We start from the raw sequence: 16,349 nt of genomic DNA on the forward strand, positions 1-16,349 counted from the left end.
CCGCCGCCGGCTCGCTAGTCTGCGGCGCAGAGCAAACCGACAACAACAAACAGAGGTGTGCGAATGAATCGACTGCAAGGCAAGGTTGCCGTGGTCACGGGTGCTGCATCGGGTATCGGGCTGGCCTGCGCCCGCTGTTTCGCCGAAGAGGGCGCCCAGGTCGTCGGCCTGGACGTGGGTAATGCGCCGGCGGACTTCCCTGGCCTGTTCATGGCCCTGGACGTGCGCGACGAGAACAACGTGCAGCAGGTGATGGGCGAGGTGGTCTCGCGCCACGGCCGCATCGACGTGCTGGTCAATGCTGCCGGCGTCGCCAGCCAGGGCAACGTCACCAGTTCGCCGACCAGCGAATGGCAGCGCGTGCTGGACATCAACCTCACCGGCAGCATGCTCACCAGCAAGCACGCGGTGGCGCAGATGGTGCAGCAGCGCAGCGGCTCGATCATCAACATCGGCTCGATCTTCGGCCTGCAGGGCTGCGACGGCAACACCGCGTACAACGTCGCCAAGGGTGGTATCAACCAGCTGACGCGCTCCATGGCCATCGACTACGGTCACGCCAACGTGCGGGTCAACGGCCTCTGCCCGGGCCTGATCGAAACCCCGATGACCCAGATGGTCCGCGAGCAGGAGGCCTTCCACGCCTTCTTCGCCTCGCAGCACATGCTGTGCCGCGCCGGGCAGCCGGAAGAGGTGGCCAAGGCCGCGTTGTTCCTCGCTTCCGACGATGCTTCCTTCGTCAGCGGGCAGATGATCGCCGTCGACGGCGGCTTCTCCGCTGGCCGCCGCTTCGCGCCGCCTCAGGCCTGAGTCCGGCCTTGTCTGCGGGCCGGCCTGGCGCCGGCCCACTTTCGATACCTGTTCGACTTGAGCTGCCCGCCATGAACTGCCTGCCGTCTGCCCTGACCATCCCCCAACTGCTCGCCGCAACGGCCTCAACCTACGGCGACCTGTCGGCCATCGAGGACGGCGACGTCCGTCTTGGTTACCGCCAGCTCGATGCGGCCCGCCGCCGCGCCGCGCGAGCGCTGCTGGCCCTGGGCGTGGCTCACGGCGAGCGGGTGGCGGTATGGGCCCCGAACCTCTGGGAGTGGATTGTCGCGGCCACCGCGCTGCAAAGCGTCGGTGCCGTCCTGGTACCGCTCAACACCCGGATGAAGGGCGCTGAGGCGGCACTGGTGCTGCGCGAAAGCGGGGCTAGCCTGCTGTTCGTGATGAGCGAATTCCTTGGCATCGATTACCCGGCGCTGCTGGACGGCGAGAGCCTCCCGGCGTTGCGCCAGCGGGTGATCCTGCGCGGCTCGCGAGAGGGGGCGCTCGATTGGGCAAGCTTCCTGGCGCTGGCCGATGGCGTCGAGGAAGGCGCGCTGGATGCGCGCGAAGGCGCGCTTGGCGCCGATGACCTGTGCGACCTGCTGTTCACCTCGGGCACCACCGGCAAGCCCAAGGGCGTGATGACCGCCCACGGGCAGAACCTGCAGCTGGTGCGCGACTGGAGCGAAATGGTCGGCCTGCGCGAGGGCGATCGTTACCTGATCGTCAACCCGTTCTTCCATAGCTTCGGCTACAAGGCCGGCTGGCTGGCAGCGCTGATGCGCGGTTGCTGCGTGCTGCCGCAGGCGGTGTTCGACGTACCGCTGTTGCTGCAGCGCGTGGCTGCCGAGCGCGTGACGGTACTCCCAGGGCCGCCGACGCTGTATCAATCGCTGCTGGCGCATCCGTGTCGCGGCGAGTTCGACCTGTCCTCCCTGCGCGTGGCAGTGACCGGCGCGGCTTCGGTACCGGTGGAGATGGTCCGGCGCATGCGCAGCGAGCTGGGCTTTGAAACCATCGTCACCGCCTACGGCCTTACCGAGACCTGCGGCTTCGTCACCATCTGCCGGCCCGGCGACGATGCCGAGACCATCGCCACCACCAGCGGCCGCGCCTTCCCCCATGTGGAAGTGCGTTGCGTGGACAGTCAGGGCGGCAGCGTGCCCACCGGCGAACCGGGCGAAGTCGTGGTGCGCGGCTACAACCTGATGCGCGGCTACTTCAATAATCCCGAAGCCACTGCCGAGGCCATCGACAGCGAAGGCTGGCTGCACACCGGCGATATCGGCGTGCTGGATGAGCGGGGCTACCTGCGCATCACCGACCGGCTCAAGGACATGTTCATCAACGGCGGCTTCAACGTGTACCCCGCCGAGGTGGAGCAGGCGATTCTTGGCTATCCTGGCGTCGCCCAGGCGGCGGTGATCGGCATCCCCGACGAACGCCTGGGGGAGGTCGCCATGGCCTTTCTGCTGCCAGCCGCCGGCCAGGCCATCGACCTGGACGCCTTCCTCGCCTGGTGCCGCGAGCGCATGGCCAACTACAAGGCGCCGCGCCGGGCCATGCTGCTCGATGCACTGCCGCTCAACGCGGCCGGCAAGGTGACCAAGGCGGCGTTGCGGGAGCTGGCGGCGAGTTGCTGATAATCGCAGCGCTATTGATGGGTGTAGAGGCTGCTCGGTTGCTGGGTGGCCCTTGCTCCGTGCTCCCTCTCCCTCTCCCTAACCCTCTCCCTGAAGGGAGAGGGGACTGTTCGGCACTACCCGATATCCAGAGTATTTCTGATACTGCAGGATGAACCTGGGACCTTGATGTGGCGGGGGGAGCTTCCTCTCCCTGAAGGGAGAGGGGACTGTTCGGCACTGCCCGATATCCAGAGTATTTCTGATACTGCAGGATGAACCTGGGACCTTGATGTGGCGGGGGGGAGCTTCCTCTCCCTGAAGGGAGAGGGGACTGTTCGGCAGTGACCCGATATCCAGGGTGTTTCTGATACCACAGGATGAACCTGGGTCCTTGATGTGGCAGAGGGTAGCTCCCTCTCCCTTCAGGGAGAGGGCTGGGGAGAGGGGCTCCGTTTGCGCTGAGACTTCATCATCAGGATCGCGATCTGGACTTAATCCGATGCGTGCTGCCGCGCTCCTCATCGCACGGCAGAGCGGTCCGGGCTGGACTGCAATCCGGAACTTCTACATTTCTATCCTTTCCTTCGTTGCACTGGCTCTAGCCGATGGCCAGGTGCTGGACCAGCATCGAGATGTTCTTGCATCAATCCATCTTCGTCCAGGGGTGAGCTCCAGGGGGCAGTAGACTGTCACATTCCGCGCAACCCACGTCCCACGGCCCTTTTGCGCTAGTCCCATTGGACGATGTTGGGCGCCCCCCGCGCTGTTTGAATCCTCATCACCAGCCGATCCGTACGACGCATCGGCGATGACGATGAGGAGAACACCATGGATATCCGCGGACTGGGCTACGTGACCGTCCTGGCCAGCGATCTTGCGCGCTGGAGCAGTTACGCCAGCGACGTGCTGGGCATGATGGTGGACGCCGCCGCCCCCGAAGGCGCGCTGTACCTGAAGATGGACGAGCGCCACTACCGCGTGCTGGTGCTGCGCGATGAGCGGGACGGCTACGGCGCCAGTGGCTGGGAAGTGGCCGGCAAGGCCGCCTTCGAGCAGGCCATCGCCGAACTGGCCCAGGCCGATGTCGAGGTTGTCCGTGGCAGCGCCGCCGACTGCGCGCTGCGCAAGGTCCAGGAGCTGGCGCTGTTCCGCGATCCCGACGGCAACCGCCATGAGCTGTTCTGGGGGCCGTGCCAGGACTTTCGCCCGTTCGTCTCGCCGGTGGGTGTCAGCGGCTTCGTCACCGGTGCCATGGGCATGGGCCACGTGGTGCTGCCGGCGCCGACCTTCGAGCGCTGCCGTGACTTCTACGAACAGGTGATGGGCTTCGGCCTCTCCGACCTGATGAAGGTGCGTTTCACCCCCGATCCGCAGGAGCCGGAGAAACGTATCCACTTCCTCCATTGCAACAACACGCGCCATCACTCGCTGGCGATCTTCGAGTGCCCGATCCCCAGCGGCTGTGTGCACATGATGCTGGAGACCGCCGCCCTCGACGACGTGGGCCGCGCACTGGACCGCATGCACGCCAACGGCGTGAAGCTCTCGGCGACCCTGGGCAAGCACACCAACGATCACATGGTGTCGTTCTACATGCAGAGCCCTGGCGGGTTCGACATCGAGTACGGCCATGGCGGGTTGGAAGTGGACTGGGCGGAGCACACCCCGTTCGAAAGCACCGTGGTCAGCCACTGGGGCCACGACTTCAGTGTCGGCCGCCAGTAAGGAGCGCAACATGGACAAACGCATGACGGCCACCGAGGTGGTCGCCCAGCTGCGCGACGGCATGACCCTCGGCATCGGCGGCTGGGGCCCGCGGCGCAAGCCCATGGCGCTGATCCGCGAGATCCTGCGCTCGGACCTCAAGGATCTGACCATCGTCGCCTATGGCGGCGCCGACGTCGGCATGCTCTGCGCCGCCGGCAAGGTCAGGAAGCTGGTGTTCGCCTTCGTCTCGCTGGACTTCATCCCGCTCGAACCCTATTTCCGCAAGGCCCGCCAGGCCGGTGAGCTGGAGGTGATGGAGATCGACGAGGGCATGCTGCTGCTGGGCCTGCGCGCGGCGGCCATGAAGGTGCCGTTCCTGCCCACGGCCGTGGGCCTGGGCACCGATGTGCTCAAGCACAACCCGCAGATCAAGCTGATCACCTCGCCCTACGCCGATGGCCGCGACTGGGTCGCCATGCCAGCGCTGGAGCTGGATGCGGCGCTGGTCCACGTCGACCGTGCCGACGCCCGCGGCGTCTGCCAGATCGACGGGCCGGACCACTACATGGATGACCTGTTCGTCCGCGCCGCCAGCCAGACCTTCGTCAGTTGTGACGAACTGGTGGAGTCCGCGCACTTCCACGCCAACCCGCAGGCGGCACGCACGGTGTTCTGGGAGCGCAACCTCACCGATGGCGTGGTGCACGTTGCGGGCGGTGCCCACCCCAGTTCCTGCGCGCCGCTGTACGGCTTCGACGTGGCGCACTTCCAGCGCTACAACGCCTCGGTCCAGGAAGAGGACGGCTGGCAGCGCTACTACGACGAATTCATCCGCGACGGCGAAGCCGCCTACCTGGAAAAGGTCGGTGGGCTCGAGTCGCTCCGCAAGCTGCCACTGCCGGTGTTCTGACCATGACTGACGCTAACGCTTCCTGCAGCCTCGCCGAGCTGTTGATCTGCGCCGCCAGCGAATGCTGGCGTGACGACGGCGAAGTGCTCGCCACCGGCATCGGCGTGGTCCCGCGCCTGGCCGCTTCCCTGGCCATGCTGAGCAGCAACCCGGACCTGCTGATGACCGACTCCGAGGCCTTCATGGTCGCCGAGCCGGTGCCGCTGGGCGCGCGCAACGGCTACGTGCCGAAGTTCGACAGCTGGATGGGCTTCTCGCGCATCTTCGACAACGTCTGGGGCGGCCGCCGCCACGCGCTGGTCGGCCCGACCCAGATCGACCGTTTCGGCCAGGCCAACATTTCCTGCATCGGCGACTACGCCAAGCCCAAGGCGCAGATGCTCGGCGTGCGCGGCTTCCCCGGCAACTCCATCAGCCATGCCAACTCCTTCTTCGTGCCGGCGCACAGCCGCCGGGTGTTCGTCGAAGGCGAGGTCGACATGGTCGCCTCGGTCGGCTACAACCCGGCGCGCCTGGCGCGTGGCTGGTCGCTGGACGATATCGACATCCGCCTGATCGTCACCGACCTCTGTGTGCTCGATTTCGCGGGGCCGCAGAAGCAGATGCGCGTGCGCTCTCTGCATCCGGGCGTGGAACTGGCGCAGGTGCTGGACAACACCAGCTTCGACCTGGCCTTGCCGGCGCAGATTCCGACCACCGTCATGCCCACCGCCGCGCAGCTGGAAATCCTCCAGCGCCTGGACCCGCACAACCTGCGCAGCCGCCAGCTCAAGGACAACCCGCCGGCCGTGCGCGCTGCCGAAGGAGCACGGCCATGAGCGAAGAGGTCGTCCTCTACGAAGTCCAGGGCCCGGTGGCCCTGGTCAGCATGAATCGCCCCGAGTTCCACAACGCGCAGAACTCGAAGATGACCTACGCGCTGGACGCCGCCTTCCGTCGTGCCTGCGACGATGATGCGGTCAAGGTCATCGTCCTGCGTGGCGAGGGCAAGCACTTCTCCGCCGGCCACGACATCGGTACGCCGGGCCGCGACGTCAACGAAAGCTTCGAGCGCGCCAGCCTGTGGTACGACCACGTGAACAAGCCGGGCGGGGAATTCCTCTACGCCCGCGAGCAGGAGGTCTACCTGGGCATGTGCCGGCGCTGGCGGGAGATACCCAAGCCGACCGTGGCCATGGTGCAGGGCGCCTGCATTGCCGGCGGACTGATGCTGGCCTGGGTCTGCGACCTGATCGTCGCCAGCGACGATGCCTACTTCCGCGACCCGGTGGTGCGCATGGGTATTCCCGGCGTCGAGTACTTCGCCCACGTGCATGAACTGAGCCCGCGCATCGCCAAGGAATTCCTCTTCCTCGGCGAGCGCCTGCCGGCCGAGCGCGCCTGGCAGCTGGGCATGGTCAACAAGGTGGTGCCGCGCGACGTGCTGCTGGACGTGACCCTGGACATGGCGCGCCGCGTAGCCGAGATGCCGCGCCTGGGCCTGCAGCTGGCCAAGCAGGCGGTGAACAACGCTGAGGACCTGATGGGCAAGCGCGCCACCATGGACATGGTGTTTGGCCTGCACCACTTCGCCCACGCCCACAACGAACTGGTCAGCGGCGATCGCCTCGGCGGCTACGATGCCCGCGCCATGGCCAGCTCGCAGCGCGAGCCAGTGGAGGGCGGCCGATGAGTGCGGACCTGAGCACCCGCGTCACCCAGTTGCTCGGCTGCCGCTTCCCGATCATCCAGACCGCCATGGGCTGGGTAGCCGATCCGCGCCTGGTGGCGGCCACCAGCAATGCCGGGGCGTTCGGCTTTCTCGCCGGCGCAACCATCGAGCCTCACCAGATGGAAGCGGCGATCCTGGAAACCCGGTCGCTGACCTCGGCGCCCTTCGGTGTCAACTTCCACATGTATCAGCCCAACGCCGGCGAGATCGTCGAGCTGGTGCTGCGCCACGGCGTGAAAGCAGTGAGCTACAGCCGCTCGCCGGGCAAGCAGATGGTCGCCCGGCTGAAAGAGGCCGGGGTGATCTGCATGCCCACGGTCGGTGCGCTCAAGCACGCGCAGAAGGCCGTGGAGCTTGGCGCTGATATCGTCACTGTGCAGGGCGGCGAGGGCGGCGGCCACACCGGTTCCGTGCCCACTTCGCTGTTGCTGGCGCAGGTGCGCGAGGCCGTGCAGGTGCCGGTGGTGGCCGCTGGTGGCTTCCACGACGGCGCCGGCCTGGTGGCTGCGCTCGCCTTGGGCGCCGAGGGCGTGGCCATGGGTACGCGCTTTCTGATGAGTCGCGAAAGCCCGGTGCCGGACGCCACCCTGGCGCGCTACCTGGGCGTGAAGGACCCGGCGCAAGTGATCGTCAGCCGCGCCCTCGATGGCCTGCCGCAGCGGATGATCCGCAACGAACTGCTCGACGCCCTGGAGGCCGCCGGCCGCTGGCGGCGCCTGGCACTCGCCGCGCAGTGTGCGCTGGCCTACCGGTGTCACTCCGGCATCAGCCTCACGCAGATGCTCCAGGCGCTGCGCAACCGGGGCGAACTGACCCTGTCCCAGGCGCTGCTGGCGGCCAATGCGCCCATGGTGATCCAGAAGGCCATGGTCGATGGCCAGCCCGAAGACGGCGTGCTGCCGGCCGGGCAGGTCGCCGCATTGCTCGGCAGTCGCCTGCCGTGCGCCGAGATCATCCAGAACATCGTCAACCAGGCTGAAGTCCAGCTCACCGGGCTGGCCCGCCGGGTCGACCCGCAACCCATCCAGGAGAGCCTCCATGCAGCCGTTTCGCGTTGAGATCCACGACCATATCGCCGAGATGGTGTTCGACCGTCCGCCGGTGAATGCCTTCGACTGCGCCGGCTGGGCCGCCATCGCCGCCGAGCTGGAACGCCTGGGCCGCGACGACGCGGTGCGGGTCATCGTCATTCGCGCCGAGGGCCGCGGCTTCTGCGCCGGCGTCGACATCAAGGAGCTGGCCGCCGATGGCAATCTGATCGTTGCGGTGAACAAGGGCAACTACGACAGCTTCAAGGCCGTGCACCGCAATCCCAAGCCGGTGATCGCCGCCGTGCATGGCTTCGTCCTGGGCGGCGGCATCGGCCTGTGCGGTGCGGCGGACATCGTCGTCGCCAGCGAATGCGCGACCTTCGGCGTGCCCGAGGTGGACCGTGGCGCCATGGGCGGCGGCGCGCACCTGCAGCGCCTGTTCCCGGTGCAGAAGGTGCGCCACATGTACTTCACCGGCGAGCCCATAGACGCCTATGAGGCCTACCGGCTGGGCGCGGTGGAGCGCGTGGTGCCGCGTGACAGGCTGCGCGACGCGGCGCTGGACGTGGCCCGCCGGATCGCTGCCAAGAGCCCGGCCATGATCACGCTCGCCAAGGAAGCGTTGACCGGTATCGAGGACGGCAACCTCGAAGACAAGTATCGCTGGGAGCAGGGCTTCACCCTCGAAGCCTATCGCTCGCTGGATTCCCAGGAAGCGCGTGACTCCTTCGTCGAGAAGCGCGAAGCGCAATTCAACTGATCAACCACAGGCAGCAGCCCATGGACCTCAACTACAACAAAGAGCAACAGGCCTTTCGCGAGGAAGTCCGCGCCTGGCTGGCGGCCAACGTGCCGAAGAACCCCTTGCCCTCGTACGACACCGAAGAGGGTTTCCGCCTGCACCGCGAGTGGGAAGCGCGCCTGCATGACGGCCACTGGGGCATGGTGACCTGGCCGCAAATCTACGGCGGCCGTGGCTGCGACCTGATCCAGTGGCTGATCTTCGAAGAAGAGTACTACCGCGCCGGCGCCCCTGGCCGGGTCAACCAGAACGGCATCTTCCTGCTCGGCCCGACCCTCATGGAGTTTGGCAGCGAGGAGCAGAAGGCGCGCTTCCTGCCGCGCATGGCGCGTGGCCAGGACGTCTGGGCCCAGGGCTGGTCCGAGCCGGGCGCAGGGTCGGACATGGCCGCCATCCGCTCGCGCGCCGAGCGCGTCGGCGACCACTACGTGATCAACGGCCAGAAGACCTGGTCGACCCGCGCGGTATGGGCCGACTGGCTGTTCGGCATGTTCCGCACGGACCCTGCGTCCAGCCGTCACCATGGGCTGACCTTCATCCTGGTGCCGCTGGACTCGCCGGGCATCACCGTGCGCCCGATTGCCCAGCTCGACGGCCTGCCGGGCTTCGCGGAAATCTTCTTCGATGACGTCAAGGTGCCGGTGGAGAACGTGCTGGGTGGCGAAGGGCAGGGCTGGCACGTGGCAATGTCCACCGCCGGCTTCGAGCGCGGGTTGATGCTGCGTTCGCCCGCGCGCTTCCAGGAAACTGCGCGGCGCCTGCTGCAGCTGTATCAGGAAAACCGCGCGGCAGCCGACCGCGACCCGACCATCGGCGAGGCGGTGATGCGCGCCTGGCTCGACGCCGAGGCCTACACCCTGAGCACCTACATGACCGCCTCGCGCCTGCAGCAGGGCGGCCGTATCGGCCCGGAATCCTCCACCAACAAGATCTTCTGGTCGGAGCTGGACCAGCGCATGCACGACACTGCCCTGAGCATCCTCGGCGCCCGTGCCGAACTGCTGCCGGGCGAGCCGCTGGCCGGTGAAGTTGGGCGTTGGCTGGACGGCTTCCTGTTCTCCCTGGCCGGCCCGATCTACGCCGGCACCAACGAAATCCAGCGCAACATCATCGCCGAACGCATGCTCGGCATGCCGCGCGCCTGAGGAGCCGGGACATGGACTTCACTTTCAACGACGACCAGCTGAGTTTCCACGACAGCGTGCGCGCCTTCCTCACCAACCAGGTGACCCCGGAGCGCCAGCGCGAACTCTGGGCCAGCGAGACCGGGCGCAGTGACGAACTCTGGGCGCAGCTCGCCGAACTGGGCCTGACCGCCCTGAACCTTCCCGAAGCCCATGGCGGGCTGGGCCTGGATGAAACCGACTGGGTGCTGCCGGCGCAGGAGTGCGGCTATGCCGCTCTGGCCGAGCCGCTGCTCGACACCGTTCTGGTCAGTGCGCCGCTGCTAGCTGCATTGGGCGACGAGCACGAAGCGCTGAAGGCCGACTGGCTGGGGCGCATCGCCGCCGGCCAGGCGCGGGTTGCGCTCGGCCATCCGGACAACCTGCTGGTAGCCGACGCCCACGTCGCCGACCTGCTGATCCTCGGTCACCACGACGACATCCACGCCGTCCCGCGCGAGGCCGTGCAGTTGACCCGCAGCCTGGCGCTCGACCCGGCACGCCGCCTGTTCAGCGTGGCCTGGACGCCCAGCGAGGCCACCCGTGTTGCCCGTGGCGAGCAGGCCCGCACCTTGTGGGCAGCGGCCTTCGAGCGCGCTGCGCTGGCTTGCGCCGCCCAACAACTGGGCCTGGCCCGGCGCATGGTCGACCTGGCGGTGGACTACAGCTTCGAGCGCAAGCAGTTCGGCAAGCCGATCGGCAGCTTCCAGGCGGTCAAGCACCTGATGGCCGATGTCGCAGTGCTCATCGAATTCGCCAAGGCGCCGCTGTACCGCGCCGCGCAGTCCCTTGCCGAGGGGCATCCGCAGGCCGCGCTGCACGTCTCCCAGGCGCGCCTGGCCTGCTCGGAAGCTGCGCAACTGGCGGCGAAGAACGCCATCCAGGTACACGGCGCCATGGGTTACACCTGGGAGGTCGACCTGCAGCTGTACATGAAGCGCGCCTGGGCCCTGGACAAGGTCTGGGGCGACCGCAGCCTGCACAAGGCGCGGCTGTGCCAGGCGCTGTTCGGCGGGGCGATCAGCGCCGGCGCCGGCCACACCTTTGCCCGTTGAGGACATACCCATGGCAGAAGCCTACATAGTCGACGCCCTGCGCACGCCCACCGGCAAGCGCAAGGGCGGCCTGGCGCAGATCCACGCCGCTGATCTGGGCGCCCACGTGCTGCGCGAACTGGTGCAGCGCAACGGTATCCCGGATGCGGACTACGACGACGTCATCTTCGGCTGCGTCGACACCATCGGCCCGCTGGCCGGCGACATCGCCCGCACCGCCTGGCTGGCCGCCGGCCTCGACCAGGGCGTGCCCGGCACCACCGTGGACCGCCAGTGCGGTTCCTCGCAGCAGGCCGTGCACTTCGCTGCGCAGGCAGTGATGAGCGGCACCCAGGACGTGGTGATCGCCGGCGGCGTGCAGACCATGACGCAGATTCCGATTTCCTCGGCCATGACTGCCGCCGAGCCGCTGGGCTTCAGCGATCCCTTCAGCGGCTCGGAAGGCTGGGTGAAGCGCTATGGTGCCACGCCGCCGAGCCAGTTCCGCTCCGCGCAGATGATCGCCGAGAAGTGGGACATCAGCCGCGAAGCGCTGGAAGCCTATTCGCTGGAATCTCATCGCCGCGCCTTGCGCGCCATCGAAGCGGGCCGCTTCGCCCGCGAAATCGTCCCGCTGGCCGGCCTGCAGCACGACGAGACGCCGCGCCAGACCAGCCTGGCGAAGATGGCTGAGCTGGAATCCCTGTTCGGCTGCGACCGTGTCACGGCGGGCGTTTCCAGCCAGACCTGTGATGCTGCCAGTGCGCTGCTGATCGTCTCCGAGCGTGCCCTCAAACGCTACAACCTGACGCCGCGGGCGCGCATCCACCACCTCAGCGTGCGTGCCGCCGACCCGGTGTGGATGCTCACCGCGCCGATCCCGGCTACCGAGTACGCGCTTAAAAAAGCCGGCATGCGCCTGGACGACATCGACCGGGTGGAAATCAACGAAGCCTTCGCTTCGGTGGTCATGGCCTGGCTGCAGGAAACCGGCTACCCGCATGAGCGCACCAACGTCAACGGCGGCGCCATCGCCCTCGGGCACCCGCTGGGCGCCACCGGCGCGCGGCTGATGACCACGCTGCTCCACGAGCTGGAACGCACTGGCGGCCGCTATGGCCTGCAGACCATGTGTGAGGGCGGGGGTCAAGCCAACGTCACCATCATCGAACGGCTGTAACGCGACCATTTCCCTGGCCACGAAGCAAGCAGGCCGAACCTCAGGCCACCTCCGCTGCACGGACGGCCCCTATCCCTTCGGAGCGGGGCGCGTAGCCAGGGTTGGGGAGAGGGTGCTCGCTCTGGTACTCAACTTTCAGGAGAACCCCATGCAAATCTGCAAAGACCGCGTCGTCATCATCACCGGCGCAGGCGGCGGCCTTGGCCGCGCCTACGCCCTGGCCCTGGCGGCCGAGGGCGCGAAAGTGGTGGTCAACGACATCAATCGCGAAGCCGTGACCGGGGTGGTTGCGCTGATCCGCGACCAGGGTGGCGAGGCCATCGGCGACTGCCACGACATCACCGACTACACGGAGGCCGGCGAGATCGTTCGCGCCGCCATCGACGCCTTTGGTGAGCTGCACGCGGTGGTGAACAACGCCGGCATCTGCCGCGACCGGATGTTCGCCAGCCTCACCGACGCCGACTGGGACGCGGTGATGAGCGTGCACCTCAAGGGGCACTTCTGCATCGCCAGCCACGCCGTCCACCACTGGCGCGACCAGGCCAAGGCGGGCGCGACGGTGCGCGCGCGGATCATCAACACCAGCTCGGGTGCCGGGCTGCAGGGCTCCATTGGCCAATCCAATTACTCGGCGGCCAAGGGCGGCATCGCATCCTTGACCCTGGTGCAGGCCGCCGAGCTGGCGCGCTATGGCATCACCGCCAACGCCCTGGCCCCGGCCGCACGTACCGGCATGACCGAACAGGTGTTCGCCGACGTGATGAAGAAACCGCAGGAGGGCTTCGACCACTTCGCCCCGGAAAACGTCGCGCCGCTGGTGGCCTGGCTGGTCAGCGAGGACTCCCAACAGGTCACCGGCCGCCTGTTCGAAGTGGAAGGCGGCAAGCTGTCCCTTGGCGACGGCTGGCGCCGTGGCCCGGAACGCGACAAGGGCGCGCGCTGGCTGCCGGCGGAGATCGGTGGCGTGGTCAGCGAACTGATCGAGCTCGCCGTGCCGGCGCAGAAGGTGTACGGCACTTGATCGTCTGCTCTTCGTAGGAGCGAGCTTGCTCGCGAACCAGGCTCCGCTGCAGGGGCCATTCGCGAGCAAGCTCGCTCCTACAGGTTCCCAGCCGCTTGATGCCTCACTGGGCAGGATTGCTCCGCTACAGCGGGCAGGTCTTTCTCCGTGGAAGAACTGATCGAGCTCGCCGTGCCGGCGCAGAAGGTGTACGGCACTTGATCGCCTGCTCTTCGTAAGAGCCAGCTTGCTCGCGAACCAGGCTCCGCTGCAGGGGCCATTCGCGAGCAAGCTCGCTCCTACAGGTTCCCAGCCGCTTGATGCCTCACTGGCAGGATTGCTCCGCTACAGCGGGCAGGTCTTTCTCCGTGGAAGAACTGATCGAGCTCGCCGTGCCGGCGCAGAAGGTGTACGGCACTTGATCGCCTGCTCTTCGTAAGAGCCAGCTTGCTCGCGAACCAGGCTCCGCTGCAGGGGCCATTCGCGAGCAAGCTCGCTCCTACAGGTTCCCAGCCGCTTGATGCCTCACTGGGCAGGATTGCTCCGCTACAGCTGGCAGGTCTTTCTCCGTGGAAGAACTGATCGCGCTCGCCGTGCCGGCGCAGAAGGTGTACGGCACTTGATCGTCTGCTCTTCGTAGGAGCGAGCTTGCTCGCGAACCAGGCTGCGCTGCAGGGGCCATTCGCGAGCAAGCTCGCTCCTACAGGTTCCCAGCCGCTTGATGCCTCACTGGGCAGGATTGCTCCGCTACAGCTGGCAGGTCTTTCTCCGTGGAAGAACTGATCGGACGCGCCGTGCCGGCGCAGAAGGTGTACGGCACTTGATCGTCTGCTCTTCGTAGGAGCGAGCTTGCTCGCGAACCGGGCCCCGCTGCAGGGCCATTCGCGAGCAAGCTCGCTCCTACAGGTACCCTGGCTCCTCGCGTTTCCTTCCCACGTCCATTCGGACGATTCCCGCCCGAGCATCTCCCGCCAGACTGCGCCCATCCGACACCACAGGGCCGCTTCCCATGGAATTCGCCTTCACCGACGAGCAGCTGATGATCCGCGACAGTGCGGAAGGCTTTCTCGCCGATGCTTTACCCTCCAGTGCCGTACGCGCGGCGATGGCTGCCGGCTGCCATGACCGGGCGCTCTGGCAGCGTATTCGCGATGAACTTGGCTGGCAGGCGTTGCTGGTACCCGAGGCCCACGGTGGCCTGGGGCTGGGCTTCGTCGAGCTGGCTATCGTCCAGGAGCAACTGGGGCGCCGTCTGGCGTCGTTGCCGTTCTTCGCCAGCACCCTGGCCGTGTGTGCCCTGCGCGTGCTCGGCAACGCGGAGCAGCAGACCCGCTGGCTGCCCGGCCTGGCCGAAGGCAGCCTCACCGCCGCCCTGGCGCTGGGCGCTGAAGGTGCCCCGGAGGTGAGCGCGGTACAAGTCCAGGCGCGCAAGGAAGGCGAAGGCTTTGTGCTGGAAGGCCGTCTGCGCCCGGTGCTCGATGGCCACAGTGCCGACCTGCTGCTGATCCCCGCGCGCCTCGCCGGTAGCGGGGGCGAGGAGGGCATCTGCCTGTTCGCCGTTCCCGCGATCAGCAGCGGATTGCAGCGCTGCGCCTTGCCGACCCTGGACCAGACCCGGCAGCTCGCGGAGATCGAGCTGCAGCACCTCTATCTCCCCGCCGATGCGTTGCTCGGAACAGCGGGCGCCGCCTGGCCGAAGCTGCAAACCGTTGTGCAATTGGCCGCCATTGCCCTCGCCGCCGAGCAGGTCGGCGGTGCCCAGCAGGCGCTGGACCTGAGCGTCGCCTACACCCGTGAACGCCAGCAGTTCGGTCGCCCGGTGGGCAGCTTCCAGGCGCTCAAGCACCGCATGGCGGACATGATGCTGCAGGTCGAGTGCGCGCGCTCCGCGCTCTACTACGCCGCCTGTGTCGCCCAGCAAGCGATGGACCTCGAGGGCGATCTGGCACTCGCCGCCGAACTGCCGCTGGCCGCCGCGCTGGCCAAGTCCGGCGCCTCGGAAGCCTTCTTCCATTGCGCTGCCGAGGCGATCCAGCTGCACGGCGGAGTCGGCTTCACCTGGGAGTACGACCCGCACCTGTATTTCAAACGCGCCCGTGCCGGCGAAAGCTTGTTCGGCACGCCGGCCTGGCACCGCGAGCGCATCGCTGCCGCCATCCTGGAGGAACGCCCATGAAGATCGGATTCGACGCCGCCGACGAGGCATTCCGCGCCGAGGTTGCCCAGTGGCTGGCGGACAACCTGCGCGGCGAGTTCGAGCCGCTGCGCTTTCGTGGCGGGCCGGGCGACGAGCACAGCTTCCCCGAGGAGCGCAAAGCCTGGGAGCGCAAGCTCGCCGACGGTGGCTGGACCTGCGTGGGCTGGGCCAGTGAGCACGGCGGCCGCGGCCTGTCGATCAACCAGCAGGTGATCTTCCATGAGGAATATGCCCGCGCCGGCGGCCCCGGCCGCATGGGGCATATCGGCGAAGGTCTGGCCGGGCCGACCATCGCCGCCTTCGGCACCGACGAGCAAAAACGCCGGTTGCTGCCGGGCATCGTCAACGGCCGGGAGTTCTGGTGTCAGGGCTACTCCGAGCCGGGCGCCGGCTCCGACCTGGCGGCGGTCAAGACCCGCGCCACCTTCGACACCGAGCGCGGCGTCTGGCGCATCAACGGGCAGAAGGTCTGGACCTCGCTGGCCCACGAATCCGACTGGTGCTTCGTCATCGCCCGCAGTGAGCCGGGCAGTGTCGGCCACCACGGCCTTTGCTTCCTGCTGGTGCCGATGCACCAGCCGGGCATCAGCGTAAGGCCGATCGAGCAGCTCACCGGAACTTCCGAATTCAACGAGGTGTTCTTCGACGAGGCCGAGACGGCTGCCGAGAACCTGCTCGGCGCACCCGGCGACGGTTGGAGGATCGCCATGGCGCTGCTCGGCTTCGAGCGCGGCGTGTCCACCCTCGGCCAGCAGATGCAGTTCCACAACGAACTGGACGAGATCATCCGCATTGCCCGTGCCAACGGCTCCGCCCGCGACCCGCTGTTGCGCCAGCGTCTGGCTGAGGCCTGGGGCGGGCTCAAGGTGCTGCGCTACAACTCGCTGCGCATGCTCTCCGGCGAGCAGGACGGCAGCCTGCGGCCCGAGGCGCTGATCTACAAGCTGTGCTGGTCCGAGTGGCATGCGCGCCTGGGCAAGCTGGCGATGGACGTGCTCGGCGCCGAGGCGGAAATCCTCGACGGCTCGCCGTATCAGCTCAGCCGACTGCAGGGCCTGTTCCTGTTCAGTCGCTCCGACACCATTTACGGCGGCAGCAACGAGATCCAGCGCAACCTGATCGCCGAGCGTGCGCTCGGCCTGCCCAGAGAACCCAAGGTGCCTCGCTAGGAGA

General features: G+C 67.4%; 16 protein-coding genes. 14 read left to right on the forward strand and 2 right to left on the reverse strand.

Going from position 1 to position 16,349, the window contains the following annotated elements:
• Positions 1 to 63: 63 nt before the first annotated feature.
• The 12 genes from AC2T4A_RS17755 (at position 64) to AC2T4A_RS17810 (ending at position 13,000) form a co-directional block, all read left to right on the forward strand.
• Positions 64 to 810 (forward strand): SDR family NAD(P)-dependent oxidoreductase, encoded by a 747-nt coding sequence (locus AC2T4A_RS17755; protein ID WP_416749309.1) that lies wholly within the window; start codon positions 64 to 66, stop codon positions 808 to 810.
• A 71-nt stretch (positions 811 to 881) separates the two neighbouring features.
• The gene (locus AC2T4A_RS17760) at positions 882 to 2,456 is read left to right on the forward strand and encodes a FadD3 family acyl-CoA ligase (protein WP_486741380.1); all 1,575 of its coding nucleotides are present in this window, start codon (positions 882 to 884) and stop codon (positions 2,454 to 2,456) included.
• Between the two features lie 810 nt (positions 2,457 to 3,266).
• Positions 3,267 to 4,163, forward strand: coding sequence for a VOC family protein (locus AC2T4A_RS17765; protein WP_486741381.1), 897 nt, complete (start codon positions 3,267 to 3,269; stop codon positions 4,161 to 4,163).
• 10 nt (positions 4,164 to 4,173) lie between these two features.
• Positions 4,174 to 5,055: a CoA transferase subunit A gene (locus AC2T4A_RS17770; RefSeq protein ID WP_486741382.1), complete on the forward strand. Its 882-nt coding sequence runs from the start codon at positions 4,174 to 4,176 to the stop codon at positions 5,053 to 5,055.
• A 2-nt stretch (positions 5,056 to 5,057) separates the two neighbouring features.
• The gene (locus AC2T4A_RS17775) at positions 5,058 to 5,873 is read left to right on the forward strand and encodes a CoA-transferase subunit beta (RefSeq protein ID WP_486741383.1); all 816 of its coding nucleotides are present in this window, start codon (positions 5,058 to 5,060) and stop codon (positions 5,871 to 5,873) included.
• The gene (locus AC2T4A_RS17780; protein WP_486741384.1) at positions 5,870 to 6,727 is read left to right on the forward strand and encodes an enoyl-CoA hydratase; all 858 of its coding nucleotides are present in this window, start codon (positions 5,870 to 5,872) and stop codon (positions 6,725 to 6,727) included. The genes AC2T4A_RS17775 and AC2T4A_RS17780 overlap by 4 nt, the downstream gene beginning before the upstream one ends.
• Positions 6,724 to 7,824 (forward strand): NAD(P)H-dependent flavin oxidoreductase, encoded by a 1,101-nt coding sequence (locus AC2T4A_RS17785; RefSeq protein ID WP_486741385.1) that lies wholly within the window; start codon positions 6,724 to 6,726, stop codon positions 7,822 to 7,824. The genes AC2T4A_RS17780 and AC2T4A_RS17785 overlap by 4 nt, the downstream gene beginning before the upstream one ends.
• On the forward strand, positions 7,805 to 8,557 hold the full coding sequence (locus AC2T4A_RS17790; RefSeq protein ID WP_486741386.1) for an enoyl-CoA hydratase family protein: 753 nt from the start codon (positions 7,805 to 7,807) through the stop codon (positions 8,555 to 8,557). The genes AC2T4A_RS17785 and AC2T4A_RS17790 overlap by 20 nt, the downstream gene beginning before the upstream one ends.
• Before the next feature lie 20 nt (positions 8,558 to 8,577).
• Entirely contained in the window at positions 8,578 to 9,744 is a 1,167-nt protein-coding gene (locus AC2T4A_RS17795) for an acyl-CoA dehydrogenase (RefSeq protein WP_478378729.1), read from the forward strand.
• Between the two features lie 11 nt (positions 9,745 to 9,755).
• Positions 9,756 to 10,817, forward strand: coding sequence for an acyl-CoA dehydrogenase family protein (locus AC2T4A_RS17800; RefSeq protein ID WP_486741387.1), 1,062 nt, complete (start codon positions 9,756 to 9,758; stop codon positions 10,815 to 10,817).
• A gap of 10 nt (positions 10,818 to 10,827) precedes the next feature.
• Positions 10,828 to 11,976 (forward strand): acetyl-CoA C-acetyltransferase, encoded by a 1,149-nt coding sequence (locus AC2T4A_RS17805; protein ID WP_486741388.1) that lies wholly within the window; start codon positions 10,828 to 10,830, stop codon positions 11,974 to 11,976.
• A gap of 148 nt (positions 11,977 to 12,124) precedes the next feature.
• The gene (locus AC2T4A_RS17810; RefSeq protein ID WP_486741389.1) at positions 12,125 to 13,000 is read left to right on the forward strand and encodes an SDR family oxidoreductase; all 876 of its coding nucleotides are present in this window, start codon (positions 12,125 to 12,127) and stop codon (positions 12,998 to 13,000) included.
• Positions 13,001 to 13,124: 124 nt separating this feature from the next.
• Here AC2T4A_RS17810 and AC2T4A_RS17815 read toward each other — a convergent pair whose 3' ends face one another.
• Entirely contained in the window at positions 13,125 to 13,301 is a 177-nt protein-coding gene (locus tag AC2T4A_RS17815) for a hypothetical protein (protein ID WP_478378789.1), read from the reverse strand.
• 23 nt (positions 13,302 to 13,324) lie between these two features.
• Positions 13,325 to 13,501 carry a hypothetical protein gene (locus AC2T4A_RS17820; protein ID WP_478378789.1) on the reverse strand — a complete coding sequence of 59 codons (177 nt, stop codon included), beginning with the start codon at positions 13,499 to 13,501 and terminating at the stop codon, positions 13,325 to 13,327.
• A 487-nt stretch (positions 13,502 to 13,988) separates the two neighbouring features.
• On the opposite strand from AC2T4A_RS17820, the gene AC2T4A_RS17825 reads away from it, so the two are divergent.
• On the forward strand, positions 13,989 to 15,155 hold the full coding sequence (locus AC2T4A_RS17825) for an acyl-CoA dehydrogenase family protein (RefSeq protein ID WP_486741390.1): 1,167 nt from the start codon (positions 13,989 to 13,991) through the stop codon (positions 15,153 to 15,155).
• The gene (locus AC2T4A_RS17830; RefSeq protein ID WP_486741391.1) at positions 15,152 to 16,345 is read left to right on the forward strand and encodes an acyl-CoA dehydrogenase family protein; all 1,194 of its coding nucleotides are present in this window, start codon (positions 15,152 to 15,154) and stop codon (positions 16,343 to 16,345) included. The genes AC2T4A_RS17825 and AC2T4A_RS17830 overlap by 4 nt, the downstream gene beginning before the upstream one ends.
• The last annotated feature ends 4 nt before the right edge of the window (positions 16,346 to 16,349 follow it).

This window comes from Pseudomonas sp. PVC-3-1, from assembly GCF_057444315.1.

Coding starts and splice junctions, on each gene's coding strand:
- AC2T4A_RS17755 (WP_416749309.1), top strand. CDS start 64: ATGAATCGACTGCAAGGCAAGGTTGCCGTGGTCACGGGTGCTGCATCG.
- AC2T4A_RS17760 (WP_486741380.1), top strand. CDS start 882: ATGAACTGCCTGCCGTCTGCCCTGACCATCCCCCAACTGCTCGCCGCA.
- AC2T4A_RS17765 (WP_486741381.1), top strand. CDS start 3,267: ATGGATATCCGCGGACTGGGCTACGTGACCGTCCTGGCCAGCGATCTT.
- AC2T4A_RS17770 (WP_486741382.1), top strand. CDS start 4,174: ATGGACAAACGCATGACGGCCACCGAGGTGGTCGCCCAGCTGCGCGAC.
- AC2T4A_RS17775 (WP_486741383.1), top strand. CDS start 5,058: ATGACTGACGCTAACGCTTCCTGCAGCCTCGCCGAGCTGTTGATCTGC.
- AC2T4A_RS17780 (WP_486741384.1), top strand. CDS start 5,870: ATGAGCGAAGAGGTCGTCCTCTACGAAGTCCAGGGCCCGGTGGCCCTG.
- AC2T4A_RS17785 (WP_486741385.1), top strand. CDS start 6,724: ATGAGTGCGGACCTGAGCACCCGCGTCACCCAGTTGCTCGGCTGCCGC.
- AC2T4A_RS17790 (WP_486741386.1), top strand. CDS start 7,805: ATGCAGCCGTTTCGCGTTGAGATCCACGACCATATCGCCGAGATGGTG.
- AC2T4A_RS17795 (WP_478378729.1), top strand. CDS start 8,578: ATGGACCTCAACTACAACAAAGAGCAACAGGCCTTTCGCGAGGAAGTC.
- AC2T4A_RS17800 (WP_486741387.1), top strand. CDS start 9,756: ATGGACTTCACTTTCAACGACGACCAGCTGAGTTTCCACGACAGCGTG.
- AC2T4A_RS17805 (WP_486741388.1), top strand. CDS start 10,828: ATGGCAGAAGCCTACATAGTCGACGCCCTGCGCACGCCCACCGGCAAG.
- AC2T4A_RS17810 (WP_486741389.1), top strand. CDS start 12,125: ATGCAAATCTGCAAAGACCGCGTCGTCATCATCACCGGCGCAGGCGGC.
- AC2T4A_RS17825 (WP_486741390.1), top strand. CDS start 13,989: ATGGAATTCGCCTTCACCGACGAGCAGCTGATGATCCGCGACAGTGCG.
- AC2T4A_RS17830 (WP_486741391.1), top strand. CDS start 15,152: ATGAAGATCGGATTCGACGCCGCCGACGAGGCATTCCGCGCCGAGGTT.